General features: G+C 41.9%; 25 protein-coding genes and 1 pseudogene. 24 read left to right on the plus strand and 2 right to left on the minus strand.

What is annotated here, in order from left to right; all coding sequences use genetic code 11:
* Nucleotides 1–48 precede the first annotated feature (48 nt).
* Nucleotides 49–567: a hypothetical protein gene (locus tag ASG01_RS00775; RefSeq protein ID WP_131725310.1), complete on the plus strand. Its 519-nt coding sequence runs from the start codon at nucleotides 49–51 to the stop codon at nucleotides 565–567.
* Between the two features lie 632 nt (nucleotides 568–1,199).
* Here the strand turns inward: ASG01_RS00775 and ASG01_RS00780 are convergent.
* A complete protein-coding gene (locus tag ASG01_RS00780; RefSeq protein ID WP_055858503.1) occupies nucleotides 1,200–1,742 on the minus strand; it encodes a hypothetical protein in 543 nt (180 codons plus the stop codon).
* 984 nt (nucleotides 1,743–2,726) lie between these two features.
* On the opposite strand from ASG01_RS00780, the gene nhaA reads away from it, so the two are divergent.
* From nhaA to ASG01_RS16160, 7 genes are all read left to right on the plus strand, one after another.
* On the plus strand, nucleotides 2,727–3,908 hold the full coding sequence (nhaA, locus tag ASG01_RS00790) for a Na+/H+ antiporter NhaA (RefSeq protein WP_185097209.1): 1,182 nt from the start codon (nucleotides 2,727–2,729) through the stop codon (nucleotides 3,906–3,908).
* Between the two features lie 155 nt (nucleotides 3,909–4,063).
* Entirely contained in the window at nucleotides 4,064–4,459 is a 396-nt protein-coding gene (locus ASG01_RS00795) for a VOC family protein (protein ID WP_055858509.1), read from the plus strand.
* Between the two features lie 58 nt (nucleotides 4,460–4,517).
* Nucleotides 4,518–5,255: an SDR family oxidoreductase gene (locus ASG01_RS00800; protein ID WP_055858512.1), complete on the plus strand. Its 738-nt coding sequence runs from the start codon at nucleotides 4,518–4,520 to the stop codon at nucleotides 5,253–5,255.
* 99 nt (nucleotides 5,256–5,354) lie between these two features.
* Entirely contained in the window at nucleotides 5,355–5,708 is a 354-nt protein-coding gene (locus tag ASG01_RS00805; RefSeq protein WP_055858519.1) for a VOC family protein, read from the plus strand.
* Nucleotides 5,709–5,756: 48 nt separating this feature from the next.
* Nucleotides 5,757–6,641, plus strand: coding sequence for a GLPGLI family protein (locus ASG01_RS00810; RefSeq protein WP_055858522.1), 885 nt, complete (start codon nucleotides 5,757–5,759; stop codon nucleotides 6,639–6,641).
* 57 nt (nucleotides 6,642–6,698) lie between these two features.
* Entirely contained in the window at nucleotides 6,699–6,917 is a 219-nt protein-coding gene (locus tag ASG01_RS16355; protein WP_410492786.1) for a hypothetical protein, read from the plus strand.
* A complete protein-coding gene (locus ASG01_RS16160) occupies nucleotides 6,905–7,060 on the plus strand; it encodes a DUF1622 domain-containing protein (protein ID WP_410492787.1) in 156 nt (51 codons plus the stop codon). Before ASG01_RS16355 ends, ASG01_RS16160 begins: the two co-directional genes overlap by 13 nt.
* Nucleotides 7,061–7,076: 16 nt before the next feature.
* Here the strand turns inward: ASG01_RS16160 and ASG01_RS00820 are convergent.
* Nucleotides 7,077–9,100: pseudogene (locus tag ASG01_RS00820) on the minus strand (BCCT family transporter).
* Between the two features lie 256 nt (nucleotides 9,101–9,356).
* Between ASG01_RS00820 and ASG01_RS00825 the strand changes: the two are divergent.
* The 16 genes from ASG01_RS00825 to ASG01_RS00890 all read left to right on the plus strand — a co-directional run bounded on the left by ASG01_RS00825 (nucleotide 9,357) and on the right by ASG01_RS00890 (nucleotide 24,514).
* The gene (locus tag ASG01_RS00825; protein ID WP_238584491.1) at nucleotides 9,357–9,746 is read left to right on the plus strand and encodes a hypothetical protein; all 390 of its coding nucleotides are present in this window, start codon (nucleotides 9,357–9,359) and stop codon (nucleotides 9,744–9,746) included.
* Between the two features lie 60 nt (nucleotides 9,747–9,806).
* Nucleotides 9,807–10,253, plus strand: coding sequence for a thioredoxin family protein (locus ASG01_RS00830; RefSeq protein ID WP_055858526.1), 447 nt, complete (start codon nucleotides 9,807–9,809; stop codon nucleotides 10,251–10,253).
* A gap of 3 nt (nucleotides 10,254–10,256) precedes the next feature.
* Nucleotides 10,257–11,183, plus strand: a complete 927-nt coding sequence (locus ASG01_RS00835; RefSeq protein ID WP_055858529.1) for an FAD:protein FMN transferase — start codon at nucleotides 10,257–10,259, stop codon at nucleotides 11,181–11,183.
* A 51-nt stretch (nucleotides 11,184–11,234) separates the two neighbouring features.
* Entirely contained in the window at nucleotides 11,235–11,459 is a 225-nt protein-coding gene (locus ASG01_RS00840) for a DUF4266 domain-containing protein (RefSeq protein WP_055858531.1), read from the plus strand.
* A gap of 16 nt (nucleotides 11,460–11,475) precedes the next feature.
* Nucleotides 11,476–12,651, plus strand: a complete 1,176-nt coding sequence (locus tag ASG01_RS00845) for a DUF3570 domain-containing protein (protein ID WP_055858534.1) — start codon at nucleotides 11,476–11,478, stop codon at nucleotides 12,649–12,651.
* A gap of 133 nt (nucleotides 12,652–12,784) precedes the next feature.
* The gene (locus ASG01_RS00850; protein WP_055858538.1) at nucleotides 12,785–13,717 is read left to right on the plus strand and encodes a hypothetical protein; all 933 of its coding nucleotides are present in this window, start codon (nucleotides 12,785–12,787) and stop codon (nucleotides 13,715–13,717) included.
* A 156-nt stretch (nucleotides 13,718–13,873) separates the two neighbouring features.
* Nucleotides 13,874–15,226 (plus strand): sigma-54-dependent transcriptional regulator, encoded by a 1,353-nt coding sequence (locus ASG01_RS00855; RefSeq protein ID WP_055858540.1) that lies wholly within the window; start codon nucleotides 13,874–13,876, stop codon nucleotides 15,224–15,226.
* Nucleotides 15,227–15,381: 155 nt separating this feature from the next.
* Nucleotides 15,382–15,741, plus strand: coding sequence for a hypothetical protein (locus ASG01_RS00860; protein ID WP_055858543.1), 360 nt, complete (start codon nucleotides 15,382–15,384; stop codon nucleotides 15,739–15,741).
* 14 nt (nucleotides 15,742–15,755) lie between these two features.
* Nucleotides 15,756–15,893: a hypothetical protein gene (locus ASG01_RS15945; protein ID WP_157844169.1), complete on the plus strand. Its 138-nt coding sequence runs from the start codon at nucleotides 15,756–15,758 to the stop codon at nucleotides 15,891–15,893.
* A gap of 105 nt (nucleotides 15,894–15,998) precedes the next feature.
* Nucleotides 15,999–16,076, plus strand: a complete 78-nt coding sequence (locus tag ASG01_RS16360; RefSeq protein WP_117613401.1) for a potassium-transporting ATPase subunit F — start codon at nucleotides 15,999–16,001, stop codon at nucleotides 16,074–16,076.
* A 138-nt stretch (nucleotides 16,077–16,214) separates the two neighbouring features.
* On the plus strand, nucleotides 16,215–17,906 hold the full coding sequence (gene kdpA / locus ASG01_RS00865) for a potassium-transporting ATPase subunit KdpA (RefSeq protein ID WP_055858544.1): 1,692 nt from the start codon (nucleotides 16,215–16,217) through the stop codon (nucleotides 17,904–17,906).
* Nucleotides 17,907–17,919: 13 nt separating this feature from the next.
* The gene (gene kdpB, locus ASG01_RS00870) at nucleotides 17,920–19,929 is read left to right on the plus strand and encodes a potassium-transporting ATPase subunit KdpB (RefSeq protein WP_185097210.1); all 2,010 of its coding nucleotides are present in this window, start codon (nucleotides 17,920–17,922) and stop codon (nucleotides 19,927–19,929) included.
* Between the two features lie 14 nt (nucleotides 19,930–19,943).
* Nucleotides 19,944–20,501, plus strand: a complete 558-nt coding sequence (locus ASG01_RS00875) for a K(+)-transporting ATPase subunit C (protein WP_055858551.1) — start codon at nucleotides 19,944–19,946, stop codon at nucleotides 20,499–20,501.
* Nucleotides 20,502–20,568: 67 nt separating this feature from the next.
* Entirely contained in the window at nucleotides 20,569–21,648 is a 1,080-nt protein-coding gene (locus tag ASG01_RS00880; RefSeq protein WP_055858554.1) for a porin, read from the plus strand.
* Nucleotides 21,649–21,659: 11 nt separating this feature from the next.
* Nucleotides 21,660–22,784, plus strand: coding sequence for a histidine kinase (locus ASG01_RS00885; protein ID WP_055858556.1), 1,125 nt, complete (start codon nucleotides 21,660–21,662; stop codon nucleotides 22,782–22,784).
* A complete protein-coding gene (locus ASG01_RS00890) occupies nucleotides 22,784–24,514 on the plus strand; it encodes a sensor histidine kinase (protein WP_055858559.1) in 1,731 nt (576 codons plus the stop codon). The genes ASG01_RS00885 and ASG01_RS00890 overlap by 1 nt, the downstream gene beginning before the upstream one ends.
* The last annotated feature ends 22 nt before the right edge of the window (nucleotides 24,515–24,536 follow it).

Here is a 24,536-nt window from a genome sequence, read left to right on the forward strand (position 1 = left end):
AATAAAATAGAAAATTGGAAGGGGAAAACACAAATTATAAATGACACCTTGAAATTTTTTCCATTTAGATTAAAATACAATAGAAGTGAATTTGCAGTTCTAAAAAATGGATTTGTCGAATTTATTGACGGTGAATATCCAGATAGAATGAAAATAAAAAAAACATCATTAACAGTTAAAAACTTTATTGATTTTAAGAACTTTAAAGATTATTCAGTATTTACTTTCTACAATAATTTTAAAAATTCACCGGATGAAAAAGATTTTAAAAACCAAAATTTAACAACTGACGAATTAATAAAAATAGACAATATTCTCAAACAAACCTTCAAAGAAAATAAGAAGGCGAGAGATTTTAAAGAATATTTTAAACAAGTTGAATCCTTCAAAAGTAAAAGCGGAGAAAATATTATTTACATACATTGTTTTTGCAAAGATACTGACATGATGGAAAATTACGAATACTACTTAACATCAAGGAGTGACGGAGGCAATTGCAATATCTTTATTCAACTTAATTTAACTTCAGGTAAAATTGAAGTTTTAAACATTGCAGGAATGGCGTAAAAAAAAACGTCGCATAATAGCGGTTTTATAATAGTGCGGGATTTTCGCAAATTTAAAGATTTTAGATATTTTGAAAATTAGTTAATAATAGAAAGGTTTTTTATATTAATTCGCACCATCGCAAAGCCTCGAAACGTCAGACTGTGAAAAAACCAAAATTCCTTTTAAAAACTCATCATGGGAGCTCTTCTAAAGACTTTTAAACTCTTTGAACGATCCTGGTTTTTTAGACAGCCAATTTTTCTGTCTGAAAATCAAGAGCCCATTTCGGCTTAAAAGAAGCTGTGATCAGCAAAAACAAGACTTTCCTTTTGTAAGGTGACTTCCAGGTCTTGACTTTGGCTGATAATTACGCAACTCCCAGAATATTCACCGCACCTTTGATGTTGTAAATCAACATGATCAAACTGTGTTCGCCATTTACTTTTTTCAAACCTTTTAAATTAGCGTAATTAATGTTGCACTTCAATTAATTCAAAACCGCAGCTTCTGCTCCTGAAAAGTCTTTTACGTATTATTCCCTGGTGCTTTCTGAGGAGGTATCTTTATTCTTGGTGCATCGTTTGGTGCCGCTCTGGTAAATCTTAAGGTGTCATTTCTGCACCGAATAATATTTTATGTATTTAATAAATTCATTGAATGGTTTCTAAGATCTGACAGAACGATGAATTTTCGGTAGTTGACGTGTCTGCGCTCAGTTCTTTTAACCGATCGAGTAAATTGTTTTTTAGAGACAGGGAAAATGGCTTTTGAATCCTCTGCAATTGATTTGTAGGTTTAAAATAGGTAAAGGTTTCCGCTTTACAGTCACACAGCGATCTTTTTTCAGCACATAAGATAAAAAAAGTTTCGTTTTCTTTAAGGATTTTAAAAATCCTTGGGTCACTTTTGATGTCTTTTCTTGTCACAAGATAATCTTCACCATCGTACTTAAATTTTTTATAGGAATTTTCTTTTAAATCTGTGTTTTCTCTTTTTAAGAGCTCTGGAATTGAAACTTTTTTATGTTCGTCCTTAGATAAGAAAAAATCCATTTGATAATGTAGAACAAAAAGATTCGGATTCACATCAAAAGCCCACTGTCCTGAAGAAATACGGTTTAAATCCTCTTTTGTCTGCGAATAACAGAGAATACCGTAAAACAGGGATAGGATAAAACTTAGAATATACTTCATAATAAGGTTATATAGTTAGCCGATAAATACGAAGTTAATAAAAAAAAGATAACTGATAGAACTGCGCCGTACGCTGCTGCAAAAATCCCTCCGTAAGGATAAGAATAAACAGAATAATGGTTTAAAATTTTTTTCGTGGGATATGATGTCCGGTCATGCGCTGGGTGTGAACCAATATTAGTTTTGAGTACATGATAATAACCTGTTAAACTTTGAAGCCGTCATGCAGTCACTGAAAAGATAAAGCAGGTCTCTCAGAAACCTGTGGGAATGCATCTGGTTTTTCGTGCAGAAGATAAAGGATAGCTGTACCGTAAAGTACGCTGAAATTATCTTACTGCATGACTTGATCATTTTTGAATGTTTGATTTGAGAGATAACTGACTCTACACAAGATGTGTCTGGCAAAAAACGTTTTTATATTCTGACATAAAAGTACAGTACGGTAATGATCACTGAAAAGTACTGCTGCTGAGATTATGGATTTTGTAATTTTTCTGTTATCATGAACAGGGTGAGATGTCAGTGGTGAGAGCAGAAAAGCCGGAAAACGGCATACCGCACCTGACCTATTTCCTCTGAATAATTTGAAAAAAACGGGCTCCGAAACGAATCTGAACAGGTTTTAAAGGTGATTGTAAATTTGATAAAATTAAATGCAGGAGATTGTCTTTTTCCTAATGGCAGGATGGTGTATGGATAAAGCGTAGATAAAGCATAGATAAAGCATGGATAGTGTATGGCTGAATGCAGTGCCTGCTGTTTGAAATTTATTAAAAATATTTTCAAAAATTTATGAAATCCGCAAAATTGATGATTTTTGAAACACAGCCAGCAGCGGGTAATGTAGTGGTGTGTATTCTTAGAGACACAATATCATTCAGGTAAACACGGATACCGTATTCCTACACAGAGACAAAAGGCTCCCGATACCTTGGGAAAATTGGCGGATTCTCTATCTTTACAGGATTAATTGGTAAATCGATGGCAGGAATAAAGGGAATTAATCTCAGTGTATTTAAAAAATTCAGCAGCTCCGGTAATCTCGGTGGGTTGCTGCTTTTCATGGCGGTAATCCTGTCACTGATTCTCGCCAATACAGGCTTCAGTGATTCGGTGAAAAAGATACTGGATTCTGAATGGGGTTTTGAAAGCAATACGGTGCATGTGAAATATTCAGTAGGCATGTGGATCAACGACGGACTGATGGCCGTTTTCTTTCTGCTCGTCGGGCTGGAGATCAAAAGGGAAATCGTGGAGGGCGAACTGTCAACGCCTAAAAAAGCAGTATTACCCGTGATCGCAGCGTTTGGAGGTGCCGCAGTTCCCGCGCTCATCTACTTTTTCTTCAATGGGGGAACAGACACGTCAGCGGGATGGGGAATTCCCATGGCCACAGACATTGCTTTTGCACTGGCAGTAATTTCTCTTCTCGACAAACGGATTCCGGCTAGTTTAAAGATATTTCTGGCCGCTTTGGCCATTGTAGATGACCTCATTGCCATACTGGTGATCGCGATATTTTATTCTGAAGGCATCGAATGGATGTACTTGGGAGCAGCGGTAATTGGGATGCTGATCCTGATTCTGATGAACAGATTTAATATAAAAAATCCGTTCCTGTACCTGATTCCGGGTATTTTTATCTGGTATTTTGTGCACCACTCGGGCATTCACGCGACCATCGCCGGCGTTATGGTAGCCATGACGCTGCCCACCAATGACACCGATGTGGAATCGCCGCTCGAAAAGTTAGAACATGTGCTGCTGAAGCCGGTAAATCTTCTCATCGTTCCCCTCTTTGCCTTTGCCAATACCAATATAGTGCTTAAACAGGAAATGGTGGAAGGCCTCACATCACCGCTGGGATTAGGGATTTCACTCGGTCTCCTGTTCGGGAAACCCGTAGGGATTCTCGCCGCGTCATTTCTCTGTTCAAAATTGAAAATCGGTCAGCTTCCCGAAAACAGTACCTTTCTTCACATGCTGGGCCTTGGGTTGCTGGCAGGAATCGGCTTTACCATGTCGATCTTTATTTCCATTCTGTCTTTTAACAGTCCGCTGCATGTGGAAGAGGCTAAACTTTCGGTTTTGCTGACCTCTCTGATGGCGGGTATCGCAGGATTTATCGTATTGAAATTGTCATCGCACCGCAAAAAGGCATAAATGTGCAGTTTTGGAAGTGAAAATATACCGACTGTAGCAGAATGAAAGGTGATCCGGTTTAAAACTTGGGTGTTGAGCCATGCCGAAATAAATGAGTAGGGTAGTGTAAAATGAAAAGATGAAAATTGTATCTTTAAAATAATTTACCGACGCTGATGAAACCGAAAAAAATATGGGCCAACCTGACCGTAGCAGATCTCAAGCGCACTGCCGCTTTTTATACCGCCCTTAATTTTAAACAGAACACCGGAATGCCCGAACCCGCAGATCTGGTGAGTTTCTCGTTTGGCGATGATGAATTTGTCATCAATTTCTTTCAGAAAGAAAAGTTTGAAGCCAATACCAGCCTGAAAATGTCAGACGGGAAAAGCGGAATCGAAGTCTTGTTTACCATCTCTGCGGAAAGCCGCGGTGAAGTCGATGAATGGGCAGAAGAAGCAAAGGCCGCAGGTGCTGATATAATTTCTGAACCGCTGGGATTTGGAAACGGATTTTACGGCTTCACCTTTGCTGATCCCGATGGGCATGCTTACAATGTTTTTTATATGTAATCATCCCGCAGAAAAAAAATTTGGACCGTTAAGTAACCCACACCAACCAAAAAATTAAATGAAACTTACCGAACAGACTGTTCTCATTACCGGTGCAACTTCAGGAATAGGTCTCGCCCTCGCAGCAAGACTTTATGAAATGAAAAATACCGTAATCATCAGCGGCAGAAAACAGGAGCGCCTGGATGAAATTGCTGCTCATTATCCTCGAATGGACACCTTCTGTTGCGATCTGCAGCAGGAAGACGGAAGAGTTGCGCTCGCCGGATGGGCCATTAACAGATATCCTAAGCTGAACATCCTGATCAATAATGCAGGTCTGATGAAGGTTTCCGATTTTACTGCTGAGGTTCCGTTTGAAAAGATCGCGGAAGAGATCACCGTGAATCTGCTGACGCCTGTTCATTTCGCGTCTCTGTTTACAGAACATCTTCAGCAGCAGGAAAATGCCGCAGTCGTCAATGTAACATCCGGACTTGCTTACACGCCGTTGGCAACGGTTCCTGTCTACTGTGCGACCAAAGCGGCGCTGCATTCATTTACGTATTCATTGCGTCATCAGTTAAGAGAGACGTCCGTAAAAGTGTTTGAAATTATTCCGCCGGCCGTCGCCACAGATCTTGGTAAATCGGATGGTTATGAGCAGAATCGCAGCATGGCCATGAAACTCGAAGATTTCACAAACGACTGCATTCACAGGCTGGAAAACGATGAGTACGAACTGGGCATTGGCATGGCCGAAAAACTTCAGGCTGAGCGCGAAGGTTTGTTTCAAATGCTGAATCCGGACTCATAAAGAATTGAAAATTGAAAAGTTTACTGTTTATAGTAGTATATAAAAGGCAGCAACCGAAGACTGATCTTGAAGAACTTTGAACCGATTAAAACTTAAGATATGAACATTGAAAAAACATTTTCAGCGGTGATGACGTCAGACATTGAATCGTCAAAAAAATGGTATTCAGAGGTTTTTGGTAGAATACATGATACACATCCGATGCCTTCACTGTACGAATGGCATTTTCCGGATGGCGGTGGGATGCAGTTGTTTGAGGATAAAGATAGAGCAGGATTTTCATCGGTTAATTTCTTTGTATCAGATTTACAAATACTTAAAAGAGACCTAAACGCTAAGGGAATTGAAACGGAAGGGATAAATGAGGGTGATTTTGTAAAAACAATGGTAATCTATGATCCGGAAAATAACAGGATTGCTTTTGCAGAAAGTAAACCTTCAGTCAGTAATTAGACAGGTCGGTTCCTGTTCGATAGTATCTTCTCAAAAATTTAAAGTCAAATGTTCAGACAAAAGCTGTTAATCTTTTTAATGAATTGTATTCTTTTTGTTCCATTCATCACATCAGCACAAAGTCAGCGCTTCACCTATGAATACACCTTTAAACCGGATACGCTGCAGCAGGATAAAACCGTGAAAGAGCTGATGAATCTGGATGTGAACGCAGACGGTTCCTACTTTTACAGTGCCGCACTCAATGCGCGGGATTCAATGTTTGCAGCAGAATTTGAAAAAGGAAAACGCGGCCAGAGTATGCATATTGATCTGCGCACGATCAGAAAGCCTAAAGTAAACTGGAGAATTGACAAAACGTATCCTGCCATGCAGACGGAATTTCATGGAAATGTAAATGCGGTGAATCTTGCAGTGAAGGAAACGCTTTTGCCTGAATGGAAAATAGTTCCTGAAACAAAAATCCTGGAAGGGTTTAAAGCACAGAAAGCCGTGACTTTTTACAAAGGAAGAAACTGGACGGTATGGTTTACCGAGGAAATCCAGATTCACGACGGTCCGTACAAATTTTCCGGACTTCCGGGTTTGGTGCTGCAGGCAGAAGATGATCATAAGTATCATGTATTTATGTTTGTCGGCAGCCGGAAACTGGCAGAAAATATATCGCTGAAAGATAAAGACTATCAGCGTGTTTACGTTGATCCGAAGAAATACAACCGCTTGTGGAATGAGTATGTTAAAGATCCAGCGAGAAACATCAAAATAACCCATTCTTCTTCCGGGTATGGTGAAACCATTATTTACAACAGCGATACCGGTCAGCCCATGTCAAAAGAAACCGTGATCAGAAATAAAGAACAGGGCATGAAAAAGATCCTCAGCGAAACCAATCTCTGCATCGAATGTGAACTGTACCGTATAGATCAGAAATAAATCAGGATAAACAGCCTCCATTCGCATCATTATTGTATCTGACAGTAAAATCAAACAATGGAATTCATCAAAATCTATATCGATTATATTGCAAAAATCACCGAAGCGATTGGCGTACTGACTATTTTTCTCGGTTCCGTTCTCGCGATCGCTAAGTTTTTAGGTAAACTTAAAGGCAGCCGGAGCATGACATATATCGAACTTCGTCAGGCGGTCGGAAAATCAATTCTTCTGGGTTTGGAAATACTCATCGCGCCGATATTATGGCCACCGTAGTTACAGAACCCACCATGAGATCGGTTTCTATTCTGGGTTTAATTGTGATCATCCGCACATTTCTGAGTCTTTCGCTTCAGGTCGAACTGGAAGGAAAATTCCCGTGGCAGAAAAGAGAGGAAGACAGAAAAGAGGTTGAATAAAACGCTGTTAAATATTTTAATTCTGACTTCCGGCATCGTTGTTTTCGCTGCTGATAAACATCTCATTGGATTCTTCAGCAACAATGCTTAAAAACCTTTCATAATGCTTCAGCACATCGCTGATAAGTTCGTTTTGGGTAAAATACTGAATGTCATAACCTTCACGTGAATCTCCAAAATAGGTTTTCGGATAATAGCGCAGTCTTGTATGCATTTCCGGAAGATTGTTTTCAGAAATCATAGTGTCGGAAACCTGCTGCGAATGCATCTTCACGCCATACATAAAACGGTTGATTTCTTCATGTTTAATAACAAATTCAATGGTCTGCGCTTCAGAATCTTCTTGTACTTCACTTACAATACCGTTGGATGAAAATTCCATCTGCAGTTCTTCAAAAGCAGTTTTTACTTTGGTGCTGATCAGTGTGGCAATTTCTTCTTTCGTGTGATAAGAAACCATCTGTTTCAGTCTTGATTTCCAGAATTCACCAGACCACGGAATCGTAGAAACCGAGATTCCTTTTTCATAATATTTATAATCGATCAGCAGCGCTTTGGTCAGCGAAACCGTAAACATCAGCATGACGAGAGCAAACGGAAGCGCGGTAATCAGCGTCATCGTTTGCAGCGCTTCGAGTCCGCCCGCATTCAGAAGCATCAGCGATAAAACAGCAAGCAGAAAACCCCAGAAGATCATTTGCCACTTCGGACTGCTGGCAGCGTTTTGAGACGATATGCTGTTCATAACTAAAATTCCGGAATCGGCTGAGGTGACAAAAAAGATAATAATAATGGCGATGACCATGTAGCTTAATGCTTTTGCCAGTGGTAAATATTCCAGAAACTTAAACATCAGTCCGCCCGGATCTGAAACCAGGTTGCTCAATGCACCGTGTGCGACATTAACATCCATCCAGATGGCTGAATTTCCTAAAACCGACATCCAGATAAAATTAAATAAAGTCGGAATAATCAGCACGGCGCCGATAAATTCGCGGATGCTTCTACCTTTGGAAATTCGCGCAATAAACAGTCCGACAAAAGGAGACCACGAAATCCACCATGCCCAGTACAGAATCGTCCAGTTATAAAACCACGGCAGCGTTTTCGATTCGTAAACATGGGTGTTAAAAGTCAGATCGAAAAAGTTATTGATATAATTGCCGAGCCCGTTGGTAAAACTTCCGATCAGGTAAACGGTCGGACCCAGGATAAGAATGAAAATCAAAATTACAATTACGGCAGTGATATTAATATTACTGAGGAGTTTTACACCTTTTTCGACACCCGAAGTCGCAGAAATAACAGCAATGCTCACCAGAACCAGAACGATTAACACCTGATAAAAAAAGCCGCTGGAAGAATATTCAGATGTTCCAGTCCGGAATTAATCTGCACAACACCGAAGCCAAGCGTCGTGGTAATACCGAAAAATGTACTGCAGAGCGCAAAAATATCGATGAGATCACCCCAGCGGCCCTTGGTTTTTTCTTTTAATAAAGGATAGAGTCCGCTGCGGAGAGAAAGCGGCAGACGGTAACGGTACGCGAAATAGGCGAGTGTCAAACCCACCAGTCCGTAGATGGCCCACGCATGAATGCCCCAGTGGAAAAAAGTGTAGAGCTGCGCATTTTTCGCGCGGTTGATGAAATGATCATCTGCGAAAACATCGGTAGAATAGTGCGACATCGGTTCGGCAACGCTGAAATACATCAGCCCGATTCCCATTCCGGCGGCGAAAAGCATAGAGATCCACGAAAAAAACGAATGTTCGGGTTTGCTGTCGTTGCTTCCGAGTTTTATTTTTCCGAATTTACTGAACATCAGAAACACCAGAAAGATCACAAAAATCGTCACGCACCAGACGTAGACCCAGTTGAGATTCACGAAAATAAAATTCTTGATAACATCTAAAACCCGGTTGACTTCTTTCGGAAAAAACACCGAAAAGAGGCAGACGCCGATAATAAAAATAAGACTGGGAATCGTAATCTTGCGGTCGAAAGTAGATTTCGGTAACGCTGCAGATGGGTTTTTCATGGTTTAAAAATAAGAGGGTACGGATATGTCTGAAATCATATTTTATGTATCTTCAGCAAAGCAAATGTGCAGCCACAGATCGCAGGTGGCATGACGCCGTGTTTTCGCACGGAAAAAATTATTGAAAATGTATAGGAATTCTATCAGTTTTTAAGGCAGTCAGACAGTTATTTTTAAAATTAATAAGTCATGACAGTTTTTAACAGAATATTATCGTTTGAAAATCCGTTGTTTATAAAACATTTTTTACTTTTGAATGGTGAAAAAGCTGCTTTCTTTTCTCTTAATCGCACTCTATCTGCTCTCCACCACGGAGCTGTATCAGCTTGCGAAGATGCCGCTTCTGGTGCAGCATTACATAGAACACAAACAGCTCAGTCCCGAAATGCCATTAATGGCTTTTATCAACGCGCATTACGCTCATCCTGCAAATGATAAAGACGCAGGCACCGATCAAAAACTGCCTTTCGTGATGCACGCGAAAACACTTTCGCTGGTATTTATTGTTCAGAATAAATGCAGTCTCACGTTCCAGAGGGTCATTGTTTATCATCATGCCCAGAAAATTCCTTTTTCTGATGAAGATGTAAGTTTAAAAGGATTCACCGATTCAGCGTGGGAACCGCCCAGAGGTTTCTCAGTCTGAATGCTTTGGCTCAAAAGGTTTTTGAGTCTGATTTCCTTTTAACTAAATCTTAATTTCCCAATGAAAATAATCTTATCAGCCTTCATGCTGGCTGTATTTGCCGTTTATACTTCGGCACAGAACCGCTTAGAAAAAGCCCGGACACTGGCAAAAGCAAATAACGAACTGATTCTTTTGAATTTTTCAGGTTCCGACTGGTGCGTTCCCTGCATTAAGCTTCACAAAAATATCATCGAATCTCCCGAATTCAAAAAACTGGAAACGGATGATAAACTGCTATACTTAAATGCGGATTTCCCACGCAGTAAGAAGAATCAGCCTGCAGCAGACATCAGGAAAGAAAACGAAATGCTTGCCGACCGTTACAATCCGAAAGGCTTATTTCCGTACACGATACTGATGAATGGCGAGGGCAGAATTCTCAAAACCTGGCAGGGACTTCCCGCAGAATCTGCGGCGGAGTTTACCAGTGCGATTTTAGCGTTTAAAGATGCTCAAAAACAGTAAATCATGCTTCACGAATTCAGAAAAAACGGAAAACTGATGGGCAACGCTTTTCAGATCACCGTTGTTGGTCAAAATGAAGAGTTGGCAGAACAGAACCTTGAAGAGGCTTTTAACGAAATCAGGCGGATTGAATCATTGCTCACAACATTTAACGAAGAAAGCGACACGCAGAACATCAACAGAAATGCAGGAATTCAGCCGGTAAAAGTAGCGGAGGAAGTGTATGGGTTGATCGAAAGAAGTCTCATGATCAGCCGCGTTACCAATGGTTTTTTCGACATTACTTACGGCGGAATCGATCGCAGCTTCTGGAATTTCGACCGCACGATGACCAAACTTCCCGATATTGAAAAGATGAGGGAAGGATTAAAGCTTGTTGATTACCGTAAAATCATTTTAAACCCAAAAGATCATTCGGTCTTTCTTCTCGATAAAGGAATGCGCATCGGTTTTGGCGGCATCGGGAAAGGCTACGCGGCAGAAATGGCGAAACGGCTTTTAGAGAGCCGCGGCGTGACCTCAGGAATCGTAAATGCCGCTGGCGACCTCAGCATCTGGGGAACACAGGCCGACGGAAAACCATGGACGGTCGGGATTGCCGATCCCAATTCTGCAGGACTTCCGTTTTCATATTTAAACATCAGCAATATGGCGGTTGCGACTTCCGGCAACTACGAAAAGTTCGTAGAGATCGGCGGTAAAAAATATTCGCACACCATTCACCCGAAAACCGGAATGCCCGCGCATGGCGTGAAAAGCGCTACGGTTTTCTGTCCGAATGCAGAAATTGCGGATGCGATGGCGACGCCAATAAGCATTATGGACAGGCGGGAAGCACTTGGTCTGATCAATCAGATAAAAGATCTCGAATGCATCATCATCGACGATGATGACCAGCTCTTTGTTTCGGACAACATCCGTCTGAGATAATTTTTTTAAACAAAATCTCTGCTGTTGCAGATTTAAAAATCAAAAAATTAGATGAAAAATATTATTAAAATAACGGCTGTTTCAGCGGTAGTAATTTCCGCTGTGCTGAATTCCTGCACGACGGTGAAAGCCTATGATCAGAACAGACTCAACGATTCTGAAATGGCTTTGGGAAACCGTAAAGTGGAAAAAACCGAACTCAGTTTTCAGTCCTACCGCGAAGGTTCTTCAGGAGCCAACGCCGGAAAAGTAGGCGGTGGATGCGGATGCAACTAATCTTTAAACGAATTAAATGAAAAAGATTATTGTCAGCATTATCGCGCTTTTTGCGTCGCTTCAGGGAAAGGCTCAACAGGACTCTGTAGCCACGCCGTCAAGAAAATTAAAAATTGAAGAGATAAATCTCGTCTCAAGTTATTACAGACAGGACGGCAACAATTCGGCAGTGACCGGCGGAATCGGAACGGAAAAACTCGACGATATCTCGAATACCATCGAGGTGACTGTTTTGAAATACGATCAAAAAGCCAGAAAAAACAGACTGGATTTAAGTGTCGGTCTCGATCATTACACTTCGGCATCCAGCGATCAGATTGATCTTAAAGCCAATTCTTCTGCGTCAAGTTCAGATAACAGGATTTATCCTTCGCTGACATGGAGCCGCGAAAATGAAGAAAAAGGGTCGACCGTGACGGCGGGTGTATTGTATTCCACCGAATATGATTATCAGTCTCTGGGCGCGCAGATCGGTTTTTCGCAGAAGACGAAGAACAGGATGGGAGAGTTTACCGCTAAGTTTCAGGCGTTTGCCGATCAGGTGAAACTCATTGCACCGGTCGAGCTTCGCCCGGGTGGCGACGATACTGCAGGAATGGCGGCGAGGAATACCTTTGCGCTTTCTATGGCATATTCGCAGATCATCAGCCGCAATTTTCAGATCGAACTTTTGGCAGATGGAATTCAGCAGAACGGATATCTCAGTCTGCCTTTTCACCGCGTGTATTTTACCGATGGCTCGGTACATCAGGAAGCGCTTCCCGATACGCGGATAAAAATTCCGGTAGGAATTCGTGCGAATTATTTCCTCGGTGACCGTTTTATTCTTCGGGGATATTACCGGTATTACGGCGACAGTTGGGGAATCCGCTCGAGTACCGCAAGTCTGGAAACGCCGGTAAAGGTTTCTCCGTTTGTTTCGGTGACGCCTTTTTACCGCTTTTATCAGCAGTCGGCGGCGAGATATTTCGCACCGTATCAGGAGCACACCGCTTTTGACGATTTTTACACCAGCAATTATGATCTCTCAAAATTTTCCAGCCATTTTTACGGCGCCGGAATCCGCATCACCCCGAAAAACGGCTTCTTTGGCGTTTCGAGGCTGAATGTGCTGGAGCTGCGCTACGGTCATTATACCAAATCGGTCGGCATGCAGTCGGATATCATTTCTTTAAATATCGGTTTCCGGTAAAATTTAATAAGAAAAACCCTGAACAGTCAGGGTTTTTGTTTTTAAAAGTCAGTAATTTCACCACAGGCAGATAATTCCGAACGGATTTTTATTTAATTTAAACTATATTTAGCGGATATAATGTAAAACACATATGAATTTTTTTAAGCTGTCTCTTTTCGCGTTGTTTGCTGTATTCATCGTAAGTTGCGGAAGCCGTAATGCAGAATCGGTGCGGTCTGCACAGGTCGTTAAATCTGAGAATAGAAACCGTCAGGATGAAGTCAGTTATATTCCGTATTACGCTGCGGTGTATAAGGCCGACAGCCTGATGCTGACCAAAAACTACGCAGAATCCTTCCGGATTTTAGACGCTCTGCTGAAGAAATATAGGCCGGTAAACGCGTGGATGGTGAACGTGCCGCGAAATTATCTGGTGACTAAAAGCAAAGTTTCAAAGGTTGAAAAGAAAGATATTGAAAATTATCTTGATCATGCGTATCATGTAAATGGCGTGATGCGCGATCAGTTCATTGTAAAATTTCTTGATGAATTTAAGATAGACAAAACTCAGGTTGAAAAAACAGTGGCAAAAAATGTCGCCAAAATCGATATCGGCCTGCGCAACGAACTTGGAAAAATGACGCTGAGAGATCAGGAAGTGCGACGCACGATGAACTACGACAGCATTCAGAAGGTCGACTGGCAGCACAGTGAGCGGCTCAAAGAAATCATTGAGACAAAAGGTTTTCCAAATAATCAAATGATCGGCGGTTACACGCTGGAAGGTCAGCCAAACTCTGAAGTTTTCCTTTCACAGATTTTCAACCACATGGCGTACAACGGCGATTTTGAATATTTTAAAAAGAAACTGCCGGAGTTTATCAGAAACGGAACCTGTGATCCCTACAACTACGCGATGATGATCGACAGACGCAATGAAATTACCAAACAGCCAATCGATTATCACGTGATCATTCCGGTAGCGGCGACCGACGACAGAAAAAGAATCGACGCCAACCGAAAAGCCATCGGCATGCCCTCGCTTGCTTATGAAGAATTCAAGAAAAAATTAATGGGAGATTAGATTTTCTTTTAATAAAAACTATAATACATAGCTGGGCGTGTTTCAAAAAGTTTGCTTACTGTTCATATTTAGTTTAGATTAATCCACAAAATATTTTCTGATTTCCCGTAAAACAAAATCGATTCTTCTGTACCTTTGAGGCTTTAAAACACAAAGGTGAACCGCATCCTGATTATCGACGACGAAGAAAAAATACGCACGCTGCTCTCCAGAATTATCGCGCTGGAAGGTTTTGAAGTCTCTGAAGCCGCCAACCTCAAAGCCGGATTGAAAAAGCTTGAAACCACCGAAACAGACATTGTCATCTGTGACGTGAAACTTCCCGACGGCAACGGCGTCGATTTTTCTAAAACCATAAAAGACCGTTTTCCGCACATCGAAATTATTCTGCTCACCGCTTTCGGTACGATTGCCGATGCCGTGACGGCCATCAAAAACGGCGCTTTCGATTACCTCACTAAAGGTGACGACAACATGAAAATTCTTCCGCTGCTCTACAAAGCCGCCGAAAAAGTGACGCTTAACCGCCGCGTGCTTCAGCTAGAAAAACAACTCAACCGGAAACAGTCTTTCGACAGCATCATCGGGAAATCGACGGCGCTGCAGATAGCTATTTCTGCTGCTAAAAAAGTCGCACAGACCGACGCTACCGTTTTGCTGACCGGCGAAACAGGAACCGGGAAAGAGGTTTTTGCACAGGCAATACACCATTCCGGAGCGAGAAATAAAGAAAATTTCATTGCCGTCAACTGCTCAGCATTTGGGAAAGATTTGCTGGAGAATGAACTTTTCGGGCATAGGGCCGGCGCTTTTACCGGCGCGATGAAAGACAGCAAGGGGATTTTTGAAGAAGCGAACCGCGGAACAGTTTTTCTGGATGAAATTGGCGAAATGCCGCTGGATCTTCAGGCTAAATTGCTGCGTGTACTCGAAAGCGGCGAGTTTATAAAAGTGGGCGACAGCAAAACGACAAAAACCGACGTCAGGATTATCGCCGCAACAAACCGCGATCTTTCAAAGGAAATTGCGCAGGGAAACTTTCGCGAAGATCTTTTTTACCGGATCAATATTTTTACGATTCAGCTGCCTTCTCTGCGTGAGCGGAAAGAAGATGTGCCGTTACTTGCAGATTTTTTTCTAAAGAAGTTTTCTGCAAAAAGCGGAAATCACCAGCTTTCGTTTTCTCCGGAATATCTTAAAATTCTCAGTAATCACCAGTGGAAAGGGAACATCCGCGAACTCAGGAATATTGTCGAACGCAGTGTGATTTTAAGTGAAACCTCAGAGATTCTCCCGGAAAGTCTTCCGGCCGAAATTTTGGCGGAAGCATTCTCTGAAACCGCTGCGCAGGGAAAAATGCTGTCGGCATTCTCGCTGGCAAGTGCTGAAAAGATGCAGATTCAGAAAATAATCAATCACACCAAAGGCAATAAAGCAGAAGCCGCACGCCTGCTGGAAATAGGAATTGCCACCCTTTACCGTAAACTCGAAGAATACAGAATACAGTAACCACTTCTGTTTTGATAATGGCCCTATCATTTTGATAGGGTTTTTTGTTGTGCTGAATATTCAGGATCTGTCTTAAAACAGTATAATCTAATGAGTTAAGTTTAAATATTTTTTTTAGGAATATATCTTGGCATAGTCGCGGAAAATAAATAGATATGAATCACCGTGAAGCCGTAAAAGACATCATTCACCAGTTGCCGGAATGTAGAAAAGATTTCCGCGAAATTAAAACCTCATCATCTGCAAGTTCAGTAATCCGACTTCTTACAAACAGAATTCGTGAAAACATCAGAAGCGGCAACCGTCCGCAGATTTTCAAATCACTTTCAGAAGTCAACCGGCTGTATCTGCTCGGCGATCTGGCTTTAAAAAATGCCATCGAAAACACATTTGTGTATTCACTCGACACGCTCACTTTTGCCTGCGAATCGGGTGTCCGCAAAATTATTTTCTCTAAACTTTCTCAGCCTTTGCAGTTGATCTATCTGAAACAGGTGTACAAATCCGGACTTTAAAAAAATTTTAAACAATGAAAAATAAAATCAGAAAAACCGGCAGCTGGTCTGCTTGGAAAACCATACGGAAACAGCATGACCGCGAAATAATTTACGTAAAAATCGCTGCTGCCATCACCGTTTTTGTCACCGCTTATATTCTCCAGTTTTAAAATTTAAAATCATGATTACCATTCTTCTCATCGCCGTCGCACTTGCATTTTTTGCGGCTTTTTACTGGCTCACCGATTATTTCGAAAAAATTTAAACTTAAAAATATGCTCTTTCTATTAATTCTTGCCATCGCCATGTTTGGCTACATCGGCTACGTACTGATAAAACCTGAAAAATTTTAAATCAAAACAATGACTCCAAAATCTGCAAATAAAATAAAAGAATTTGCTGAAATGATCTTTTGGATCGGCTTTGTGATCGCTTTTATATGGCTGATTTTCTGGTTGCGGTCATTTGCATTTTAATCTGAATAAAATATTATGAATACTGAAATTTTGGGCATCATTGCCATGTTTCTCATCTCGCTGCTGCTCGCGATCCCTTTAGGAATTTATATTTCTAAAGTGTATGCCGGCGAAAAAACCTTTCTCGATCCTGTTTTTAATCCTTTTGAAAAAATCCTCTATAAAATTTCCGGCATTAATCCGCTTCAGGAAATGAACTGGAAACAGCATCTGAAATCGCTGCTTAAAATTAATCTCGTTTGGTTTCTGCTCAGCATGATAATTTTAATGAATATGGCAAATCTGCCGCTCAACCCGGATGGAAATCCGAATATGAGCCCGGATTTGGCTTTTAACACAACGATTTCGTTTCTGGTAAACTGTAATCTTCAGCACTATTCCGGCGAAACAGGAATCAGCTATTTGGGACAGATCTGGCTGATGTTTTTACAGTTCGTATCGGCAGCGACGGGAATGGCTGCATCAGTGGTTGTTTTTAAAGCGTTCCGCGAAAAAAGCACTGAGCTTTTGGGGAATTTTTACAATTATTTGGTTAAGTCAATCACCAGAATTCTGTTACCGCTGTCAGTAATCATGGGAGTTTTCATGCTATTTCAGGGAACGCCAATGACGTTTGAGGGTAAATCTCATACGGTAACACTTGAAGGTCAGAAGGCCGACGTTTCTACCGGTCCGGTGGCCGCTTTTGTCCCGATAAAACATTTGGGAACCAATGGCGGTGGGTTTTTCGGAGCCAATTCTGCCCATCCTTTAGAAAACCCGAATTACTTTACCAACATGATCGAGATGATTGCACAGCTGATTATTCCTATGGCGATGGTTTTTGCCTTCGGACATTTTATCAGAAGAAAAAAACTAGGCTACGTCATTTTTGGTGTGATGACGGTTGGATTTTTACTGCTCGCTGTTCCTGCAGTTTTAATGGAAATGCAGGGAAATCCTGAAATTTCAAAAATGGGAATCAGTTCTGCACTCGGCGCGATGGAAGGTAAAGAAATACGTTTCGGCGCTGCCGCTTCAGGCTTCTGGAGTATTGTAACGACCGTCATTTCCACAGGTTCGGTAAATGCGATGCACGACAGCACGATGCCGCTTTCCGGAATGCTGCAGATGCTGGGCATGATGGTAAATGCTTTCTATGGCGGCGATGGCGCGGGTATTCTCAATATTTTCATCTACATCATTCTTGCCGTTTTCATCAGCGGATTAATGGTAGGCCGTACACCGGAATTTTTAGGAAAGAAAATCGAAGCACGTGAAATGAAAATCGCAATGATCGTCGCGCTTTTTCATCCCTTTTTAATTCTTATGGGCACAGCAATCGCAGCGGCATTTCCCGAAGTCGGAACCTCAACTTTAAATAATCCCGGTTTCCACGGTTTCAGTGAAGTTCTGTACGAGTACACTTCTTCTGCGGCCAATAACGGAAGCGGTTTTGAAGGTTTGGGCGACAACAATCCTTTCTGGAATATCTCGACAGGAATTGTGCTTTTGTTAGGAAGATTTATCCCGATCATCGGTCCGGTGGCCATTGCAGGTTTATTGGCGAAGAAAAAGTTTGTCCCGGAAGGCGACGGAACTTTAAAGGCCGAGACTTCCACTTTCGGAATGATGATTTTCGCGGTGATTGCCATCATTGCTGCCCTCTCATTCTTTCCTGCACTCGCGCTCGGGCCTATCGCCGAATATTTTTCTTTATCTCATTAATTGATTTTAAATTATGAAATCCAACACTTCTTTGTTTCAGAAAGACCTCGTAACCGACGCGCTGAAACAGTCTTTTATAAAATTAAACCCAAAACTGATGATCAAAAATCCGGTCATGTTTCTGGTTTGGGTAGGCACTGCCGTAATGTTTTTGGTAAGTATATTTACGCTTACCGGACAAACTTCTCAGGGAAGTTTTGCTTACAATGCGGTAGTTTGCTTTATTTTGTTACTCACCGTTCTTTTTGGAAATTTTGCTGAAGCCATCGCTGAAGCCCGCGGAAAAGCACAGGCCGACAGTTTGAGAAAAACCCGCGAAGAAACGCCTGCAAAATTATACGACGGTTCAGTAATTTCTTCATCCAATCTGAAACTTGGAGATATGTTTATCTGCGAAGCCGGCGACATCATCGCTTCAGACGGAGAAATCGTCGAAGGTTTGGCAACGATTGACGAAAGTGCCATCACGGGAGAATCAGCACCGGTAATCCGTGAGTCCGGCGGCGATAAAAGCTCAGTAACAGGTGGAACCAAAGTTTTGTCTGACAGAATTGTGGTAAAAGTCACCACAAAACCGGGCGAAAGCTTCCTCGATCAAATGATTGCTTTGGTGGAAGGCGCTTCACGGCAGAAAACACCGAATGAAATTGCTTTGACAATTCTTCTGGCAGGTTTCACTTTGGTTTTTATCATCGTCTGCGTTACGCTGCAGCCTTTCGCACAGTATTCAAATGTGCACATCACGATTGCGTCGTTTATCGCGCTGTTTGTCTGCCTGATTCCTACGACGATCGGCGGATTGCTTTCAGCGATCGGAATTGCAGGAATGGATCGCGCGCTTCGGGCCAATGTGATTACCAAAAGTGGAAAAGCCGTGGAAACCGCCGGTGATATCGATGTTCTTCTTTTGGATAAAACAGGAACCATCACCATCGGAAACCGGAAAGCCACTCAGTTTTATGCTGCTCCGGGAATTGAAAATGATCATCTGATTCGCGCCGCAGTGTTGAGTTCGGCGGCAGATGAAACGCCTGAAGGAAAATCGATTGTTGAGTTGGCGCAGGCAGATTTAAATAATTTTAATCTGAATGATGCTGAATTCATCAAGTTCACGGCAGAAACCAGAAGCTCGGGGATCAACGTGGAAGGTTTAAGAATCAGAAAAGGCGCAACTGATGCCATCCGGAATATCGTAACGTCTGCAAATAATCCTTTTCCGGCGGAGACGGAAGAAATAGTTAGGAAGATTTCACAAAACGGCGGAACGCCGCTCGTGGTTTCAGAAAACGAAAAAGTTTTGGGTGTTGTCGAACTTCAGGATATTATTAAACCGGGAATCAGCGAACGTTTTGAGCGGCTCAGAAAAATGGGAATCAAAACGGTGATGGTAACAGGCGATAATCCGCTGACAGCAAAATTTATTGCGGAAAAAGCCGGTGTTGATGATTTTATCGCCGAAGCAAAACCCGAAGATAAGATGAATTACATCAAACGCGAGCAGCAGGACGGAAGACTCGTGGCGATGATGGGCGACGGTACAAATGATGCGCCTGCATTGGCTCAGGCTGACGTAGGAGTCGCAATGAACAGCGGAACACAGGCTGCAAAGGAAGCCGGAAATATGGTGGATCTCGATAACGACCCGACTAAATTAATTGAGGTGGTGGAGATTGGAAAGCAGCTTCTGATGACACGCGGAACACTTACAACGTTCAGTATTGCCAATGACGTGGCGAAGTATTTTGCGATTATTCCGGCATTATTTATAACAGCAATTCCGGCTTTGCAGGGCTTAAATATCATGAAACTTCACAGTCCGGAAAGTGCGATTTTATCCGCTGTCATTTTTAACGCGATTGTCATTCCGATGCTCATTCCGCTGGCGCTGAAAGGTGTCGCATACAAACCGATTGGCGCGTCGGCTTTACTTCGAAGAAATCTTTTAATCTTCGGTTTGGGCGGCATTATCGTTCCGTTTATCGGAATTAAAATCATTGATATCCTGGTTTCACTTTTCTTTTAAATTAAAAAAATCCTATGAAAAATAATATCTTTCAGGCTTTACGCTTAAGCTTTGTTTTACTAATCATTCTCGCAGTTGCGTATCCGGTTCTGATTTTTGGTTTTGCACAGTTTTCACCAAATAGAGGCAAAGGTTTGATGGTAAAAAACGGAGACAAAACCTATTATGAAAACATCGGTCAGTCATTTAAAGAAGACAGATATTTCCAGTTGAGACCATCAGCAGTTGATTACAACGCGGCAGGCTCCGGTGGAAGCAATAAAGGCCCTATCAATCCTGAATATCTGAAAACAGTAAATGCCCGGATTGACACTTTACTGCTGAAAAATCCCGGGTTGAAACGCGAAGATATTCCTGCAGATTTGATTACCGCAAGCGGAAGCGGTCTCGATCCTAATATTTCGATTCAGGCCGCAAAAATTCAGGTAAAACGCATCGCTGCAGTCCGAAAAATTAAGGAAGAAAAAATTCTCGCTCTTGTAGAAAAAAATACAGAAAAACCGCTGTTCGGAATATTCGGTCCTGAAAAAATAAACGTCCTTAAACTCAATATTGATTTAGATACACTTTAAACTAAAATTGTCGCTGTTTTTGCTTTTAAAATGTAAGATAAAACAGCGGCTTCTTTTATCAATTTTTATGAAAAAACTATTTTTTATACTGCTTTCTGCATCCGCATTTTTAGCGAAAGCGCAAACTGATTCTTTAAAAAAAGCACTCACAGTAAGCGGTTACGCAGAATTATATTATCTCGGAGATTTTAATAATCCGCTGAACAATACGCGCCCTGGATTTGTCTATAGCCACAACAGAAGCAAAGAAGTGAACGTAAATCTGGCTTTCATCAAAGCGAATTACAGTGAAAAATCAGTGCGCGCAAATCTTTCCCTCGCCGCCGGAACCTATATGAATGCCAATTATGCTGCTGAGCCGGGCGTTTTGAAAAATCTGTACGAAGCAAACATTGGTTTTAAAATTTCTAAAAAACACAACCTCTGGATCGATGCCGGAATTCTACCTTCGCATATCGGCTGGGAAAGTGCCGTAGGAAAAGACAACTGGACGCTTACGCGAAGCATAGCTGCGGACAATTCTCCCTACTTTGAGACAGGCGCAAAAATCAGTTATACGTCGCCTTCCGGAAAATGGTTTTTGAGCGGTTTGGTGTTAAACGGATGGCAGCGTATTCAGCGGCCAGACGGAAACTCGACGCCAGCATTCGGGCATCAGCTGACCTTTAAACCGAATGAAAAACTTACGCTGAACAGTTCGTCTTTCATCGGGAACGACAAACCCGACAGCATACGACAGATGCGTTATTTTCATGATCTGTATGCGGTGTATCAGTTTTCTCCGAAATTTGGTGTAACAGCAGGTTTTGATATTGGCGCAGAACAGAAGCAGAAGGGAAGCGATCAGTATAATATCTGGTACACACCGGTTCTTATTGCGAAATTTAATGTAAATGAAAAATTCAGTTTGACGGGCCGTGGTGAATATTATCAGGATAAAAAAGAAGTGATCATCGCAACGGGAACAGAGAATGGTTTTAAAACTTTTGGATATTCTTTTAACGCAGATTATCTGATGATGCCAAATCTGGTTTTCCGTGCTGAATTGAGGAATCTAAACAGTCATGATGCCGTCTTTTCAAACCGTGAGAATGTATTGAAAACCAACAGTACGACTGCGGCTTTGGCACTTGCTTTTTCATTTTAAATCAGATAAAAATGGATGAATCGCGAAAATCGGCGGAAGAATTTCTCCAGCTCATCAATACTTCGAAACGCGGCAAACTGAAAATCTACATTGGGATGAGTGCGGGTGTCGGAAAAACATACCGGATGCTTCAGGAAGCACACGTTCTTCTGCAGAACGGAATTGATGTAAAAGTAGGTTATGCCGAAACGCATCAGCGGAAAGAAACGCAGCGTCTTCTCGAAGGTTTGCCGGTAATTCCGCGACGCAAGCTTTTTTATAAAGGAAAAGAACTCGAAGAACTCGATGTTTCCGCGATTCTTATGTTACGTCCGGAAATCGTGATTGTTGATGAACTCGCTCATACCAACATTGAAGGAAGCAAAAACAGGAAGCGCTGGCAGGATGTGATGGATATTTTGGATGCAGGAATTCACGTCATCAGCGCGGTGAACATTCAGCATCTGGAAAGTCTGCATCACGAAGTAAAATCGGTGACGGGAATTGATGTCAGCGAGCGAATTCCGGATACAGTTTTGGCGGCGGCTGATGAAGTGGTGAATATTGACCTCACGGCTGACGAACTCATCACCAGGCTGAAAGACGGAAAAATCTACGATCATTCTAAAGTGCAGTCGGCGCTGAATAACTTTTTTAAAACCGAAAATATTCTGCAGCTTCGCGAACTGGCGCTGAAAGAAGTGGCCTCACAGGTGACCAGAAAAGTGGAAACGGAAGTGGTTTCGGGGAAAGTCTTAAAGAAAGAACGGTTTTTGGCATGTATCAGTTCCAATGAAACAACAGCAAAAAATGTCATCCGGAAAACAGCGAGACTGGCGAATTATTATAACAGCCAGTGGTTTTTACTCTATGTGCAGGTTCCGCGTGAATCGTCTGACCGTATTGCCTTAAACAAACAGAGACATTTGATCAATAATTTCCGGCTGGCAACAGAATTGGGCGCAGAGATCATCAAAATATCCGACAGTAAAATCGCGATGACGATTGTAAGGCAGTGCGAAGAAAAAAAAATCACCACCGTATGCATCGGTAAACCGCACCTCGATATCTGGCGGATTATTCTTGCCACAGATACTTTTAATACGCTTCTGAAAAGGCTTTCCACTCAAAACATAGATTTAGTAATTTTGTCCTGATGAAAATAAAAACGAAACTCAATGCCGGCGTTGGTTTGCTGTTTCTGATGATTATAATTCTTTCTGCACTCGGCGGATGGTTTATTTTTCAGCTGAAAAAAGACACGCAGAATATACTGGTGGCCAACTACAACACGCTGCAGTATTCACGGAATATGCTGCTCGCGGTGGAAGATCTGCAGACGTCGCCGCGCGCCAGCGAACTTTTCCGGAAAAACCTGAAACTCCAGAAAGACAATATTACGGAAGACGGCGAAAGAGAAGCGACTGAACGTGTTTCGGAACAGTTTAAACTTCTGCTTGAAAATCCTGAAAATGTAAATATTCAGTCAACAATCCGTAAAGAAATCGCTGAAATCATGCAGCTGAATATGGCCGCGATCCGTACGAAAAGTGGCGTTGCCAATCTGACGGCGCAGAATGCGATTGCTTTTATTTCGATTGCTGGAACGGTCTGTTTTCTGATCGCGTTTATCGTAATGCTCAATCTTCCTTCGAATATCGCAGATCCGATCCGAAAACTTACGATGAGCATCCGGCAGATTGCCAATCAGAATTATCAGGAACGTGTGCAGTTTGAAGGAAACAGCGAATTCGGGGAACTCGCGAGATCTTTTAATACGATGGCTGAAAAACTACAGGAATACTCTGAAAGCCGTTTGGATAAAATATTAAAAGGAAAAAAACGCATCGAGACGCTCATCGACAATATGCACGACGCTGTGATTGGCATTGACGAAAACCGAAAAGTACTTTTTGTAAATGATGAAGCCCTGCGAATTACCGGTTTGAAAAGGGAGAATTTTGTAGGAAAGCTGATTCAGGATGTTGCGGTGACGAATGATCTTGTGCGGAAAATTATAACTGAAATTATTGCACCGCAGGATTTAAAAAACAAGCAGGACGTTCTGAAAATCTTTGTTGCGGGAAAAGAAAATTATTTTGAGCAGGAAATTGTTGATATCAATGTAGTTCCCACTGGCGAAAAGGAAAGCAATCTCATTGGGCAGGTGATTATGCTCAGAAATATCACTCCCTTCAAAGAACTCGATTTGGCTAAAACACGTTTTTTGGGAACGGTTTCGCATGAGTTCAAAACGCCGATTTCATCAGTGAAAATGGGACTTCAGCTTCTCGAAAATAAGAAAGTGGGACAACTTAATATCGAGCAGTCGCGTCTGGTTGCGGGAATTCGGGAAGATATTGACAGGCTTTTAAAAATCACAGGCGAACTGCTTAATATCACACAGCTTGAAAGTGGTCTGGTGCAGCTGCAGATTCATCCGGCAAAAATTGAAACTATTGTTGACAGCGCTGTGACGGCAAATTTAACAAAAGCGCAGGCGAAAAATATTGAGATTAAAATCTCTATTGACGAAGGTCTGCCTGAAATTTTGGCTGATGAGGATAAAACGGTTTGGGTTTTAAACAATCTGATCAATAACGCGGTTAAGTTCAGCCGGGAAAATAGCGAGGTATCTGTTTCTGTTTTTAAAAACGAAAGGGATGAAGCGGTCTTTAGAATAGAAGATAATGGCAGTGGTATTGGAAAAAAATACCGGGAAAAGATATTTGAAAGGTATTTTCGGGTTCCCGATACTTTGGCAGAAGGAACCGGACTTGGCCTCAGCATCAGCAAAGAATTGATCGAGTCACAAAACGGAAAAATCTGGCTCGAAGATTCAGAGGATGGTGCTGTTTTCTGTTTTACAATTCCTTTAATGACTTAGACACTTTTTTAAAAGTTACCAC

The sequence above is a fragment of the Chryseobacterium sp. Leaf180 genome (assembly GCF_001424585.1).
GTDB lineage: Bacteria > Bacteroidota > Bacteroidia > Flavobacteriales > Weeksellaceae > Chryseobacterium.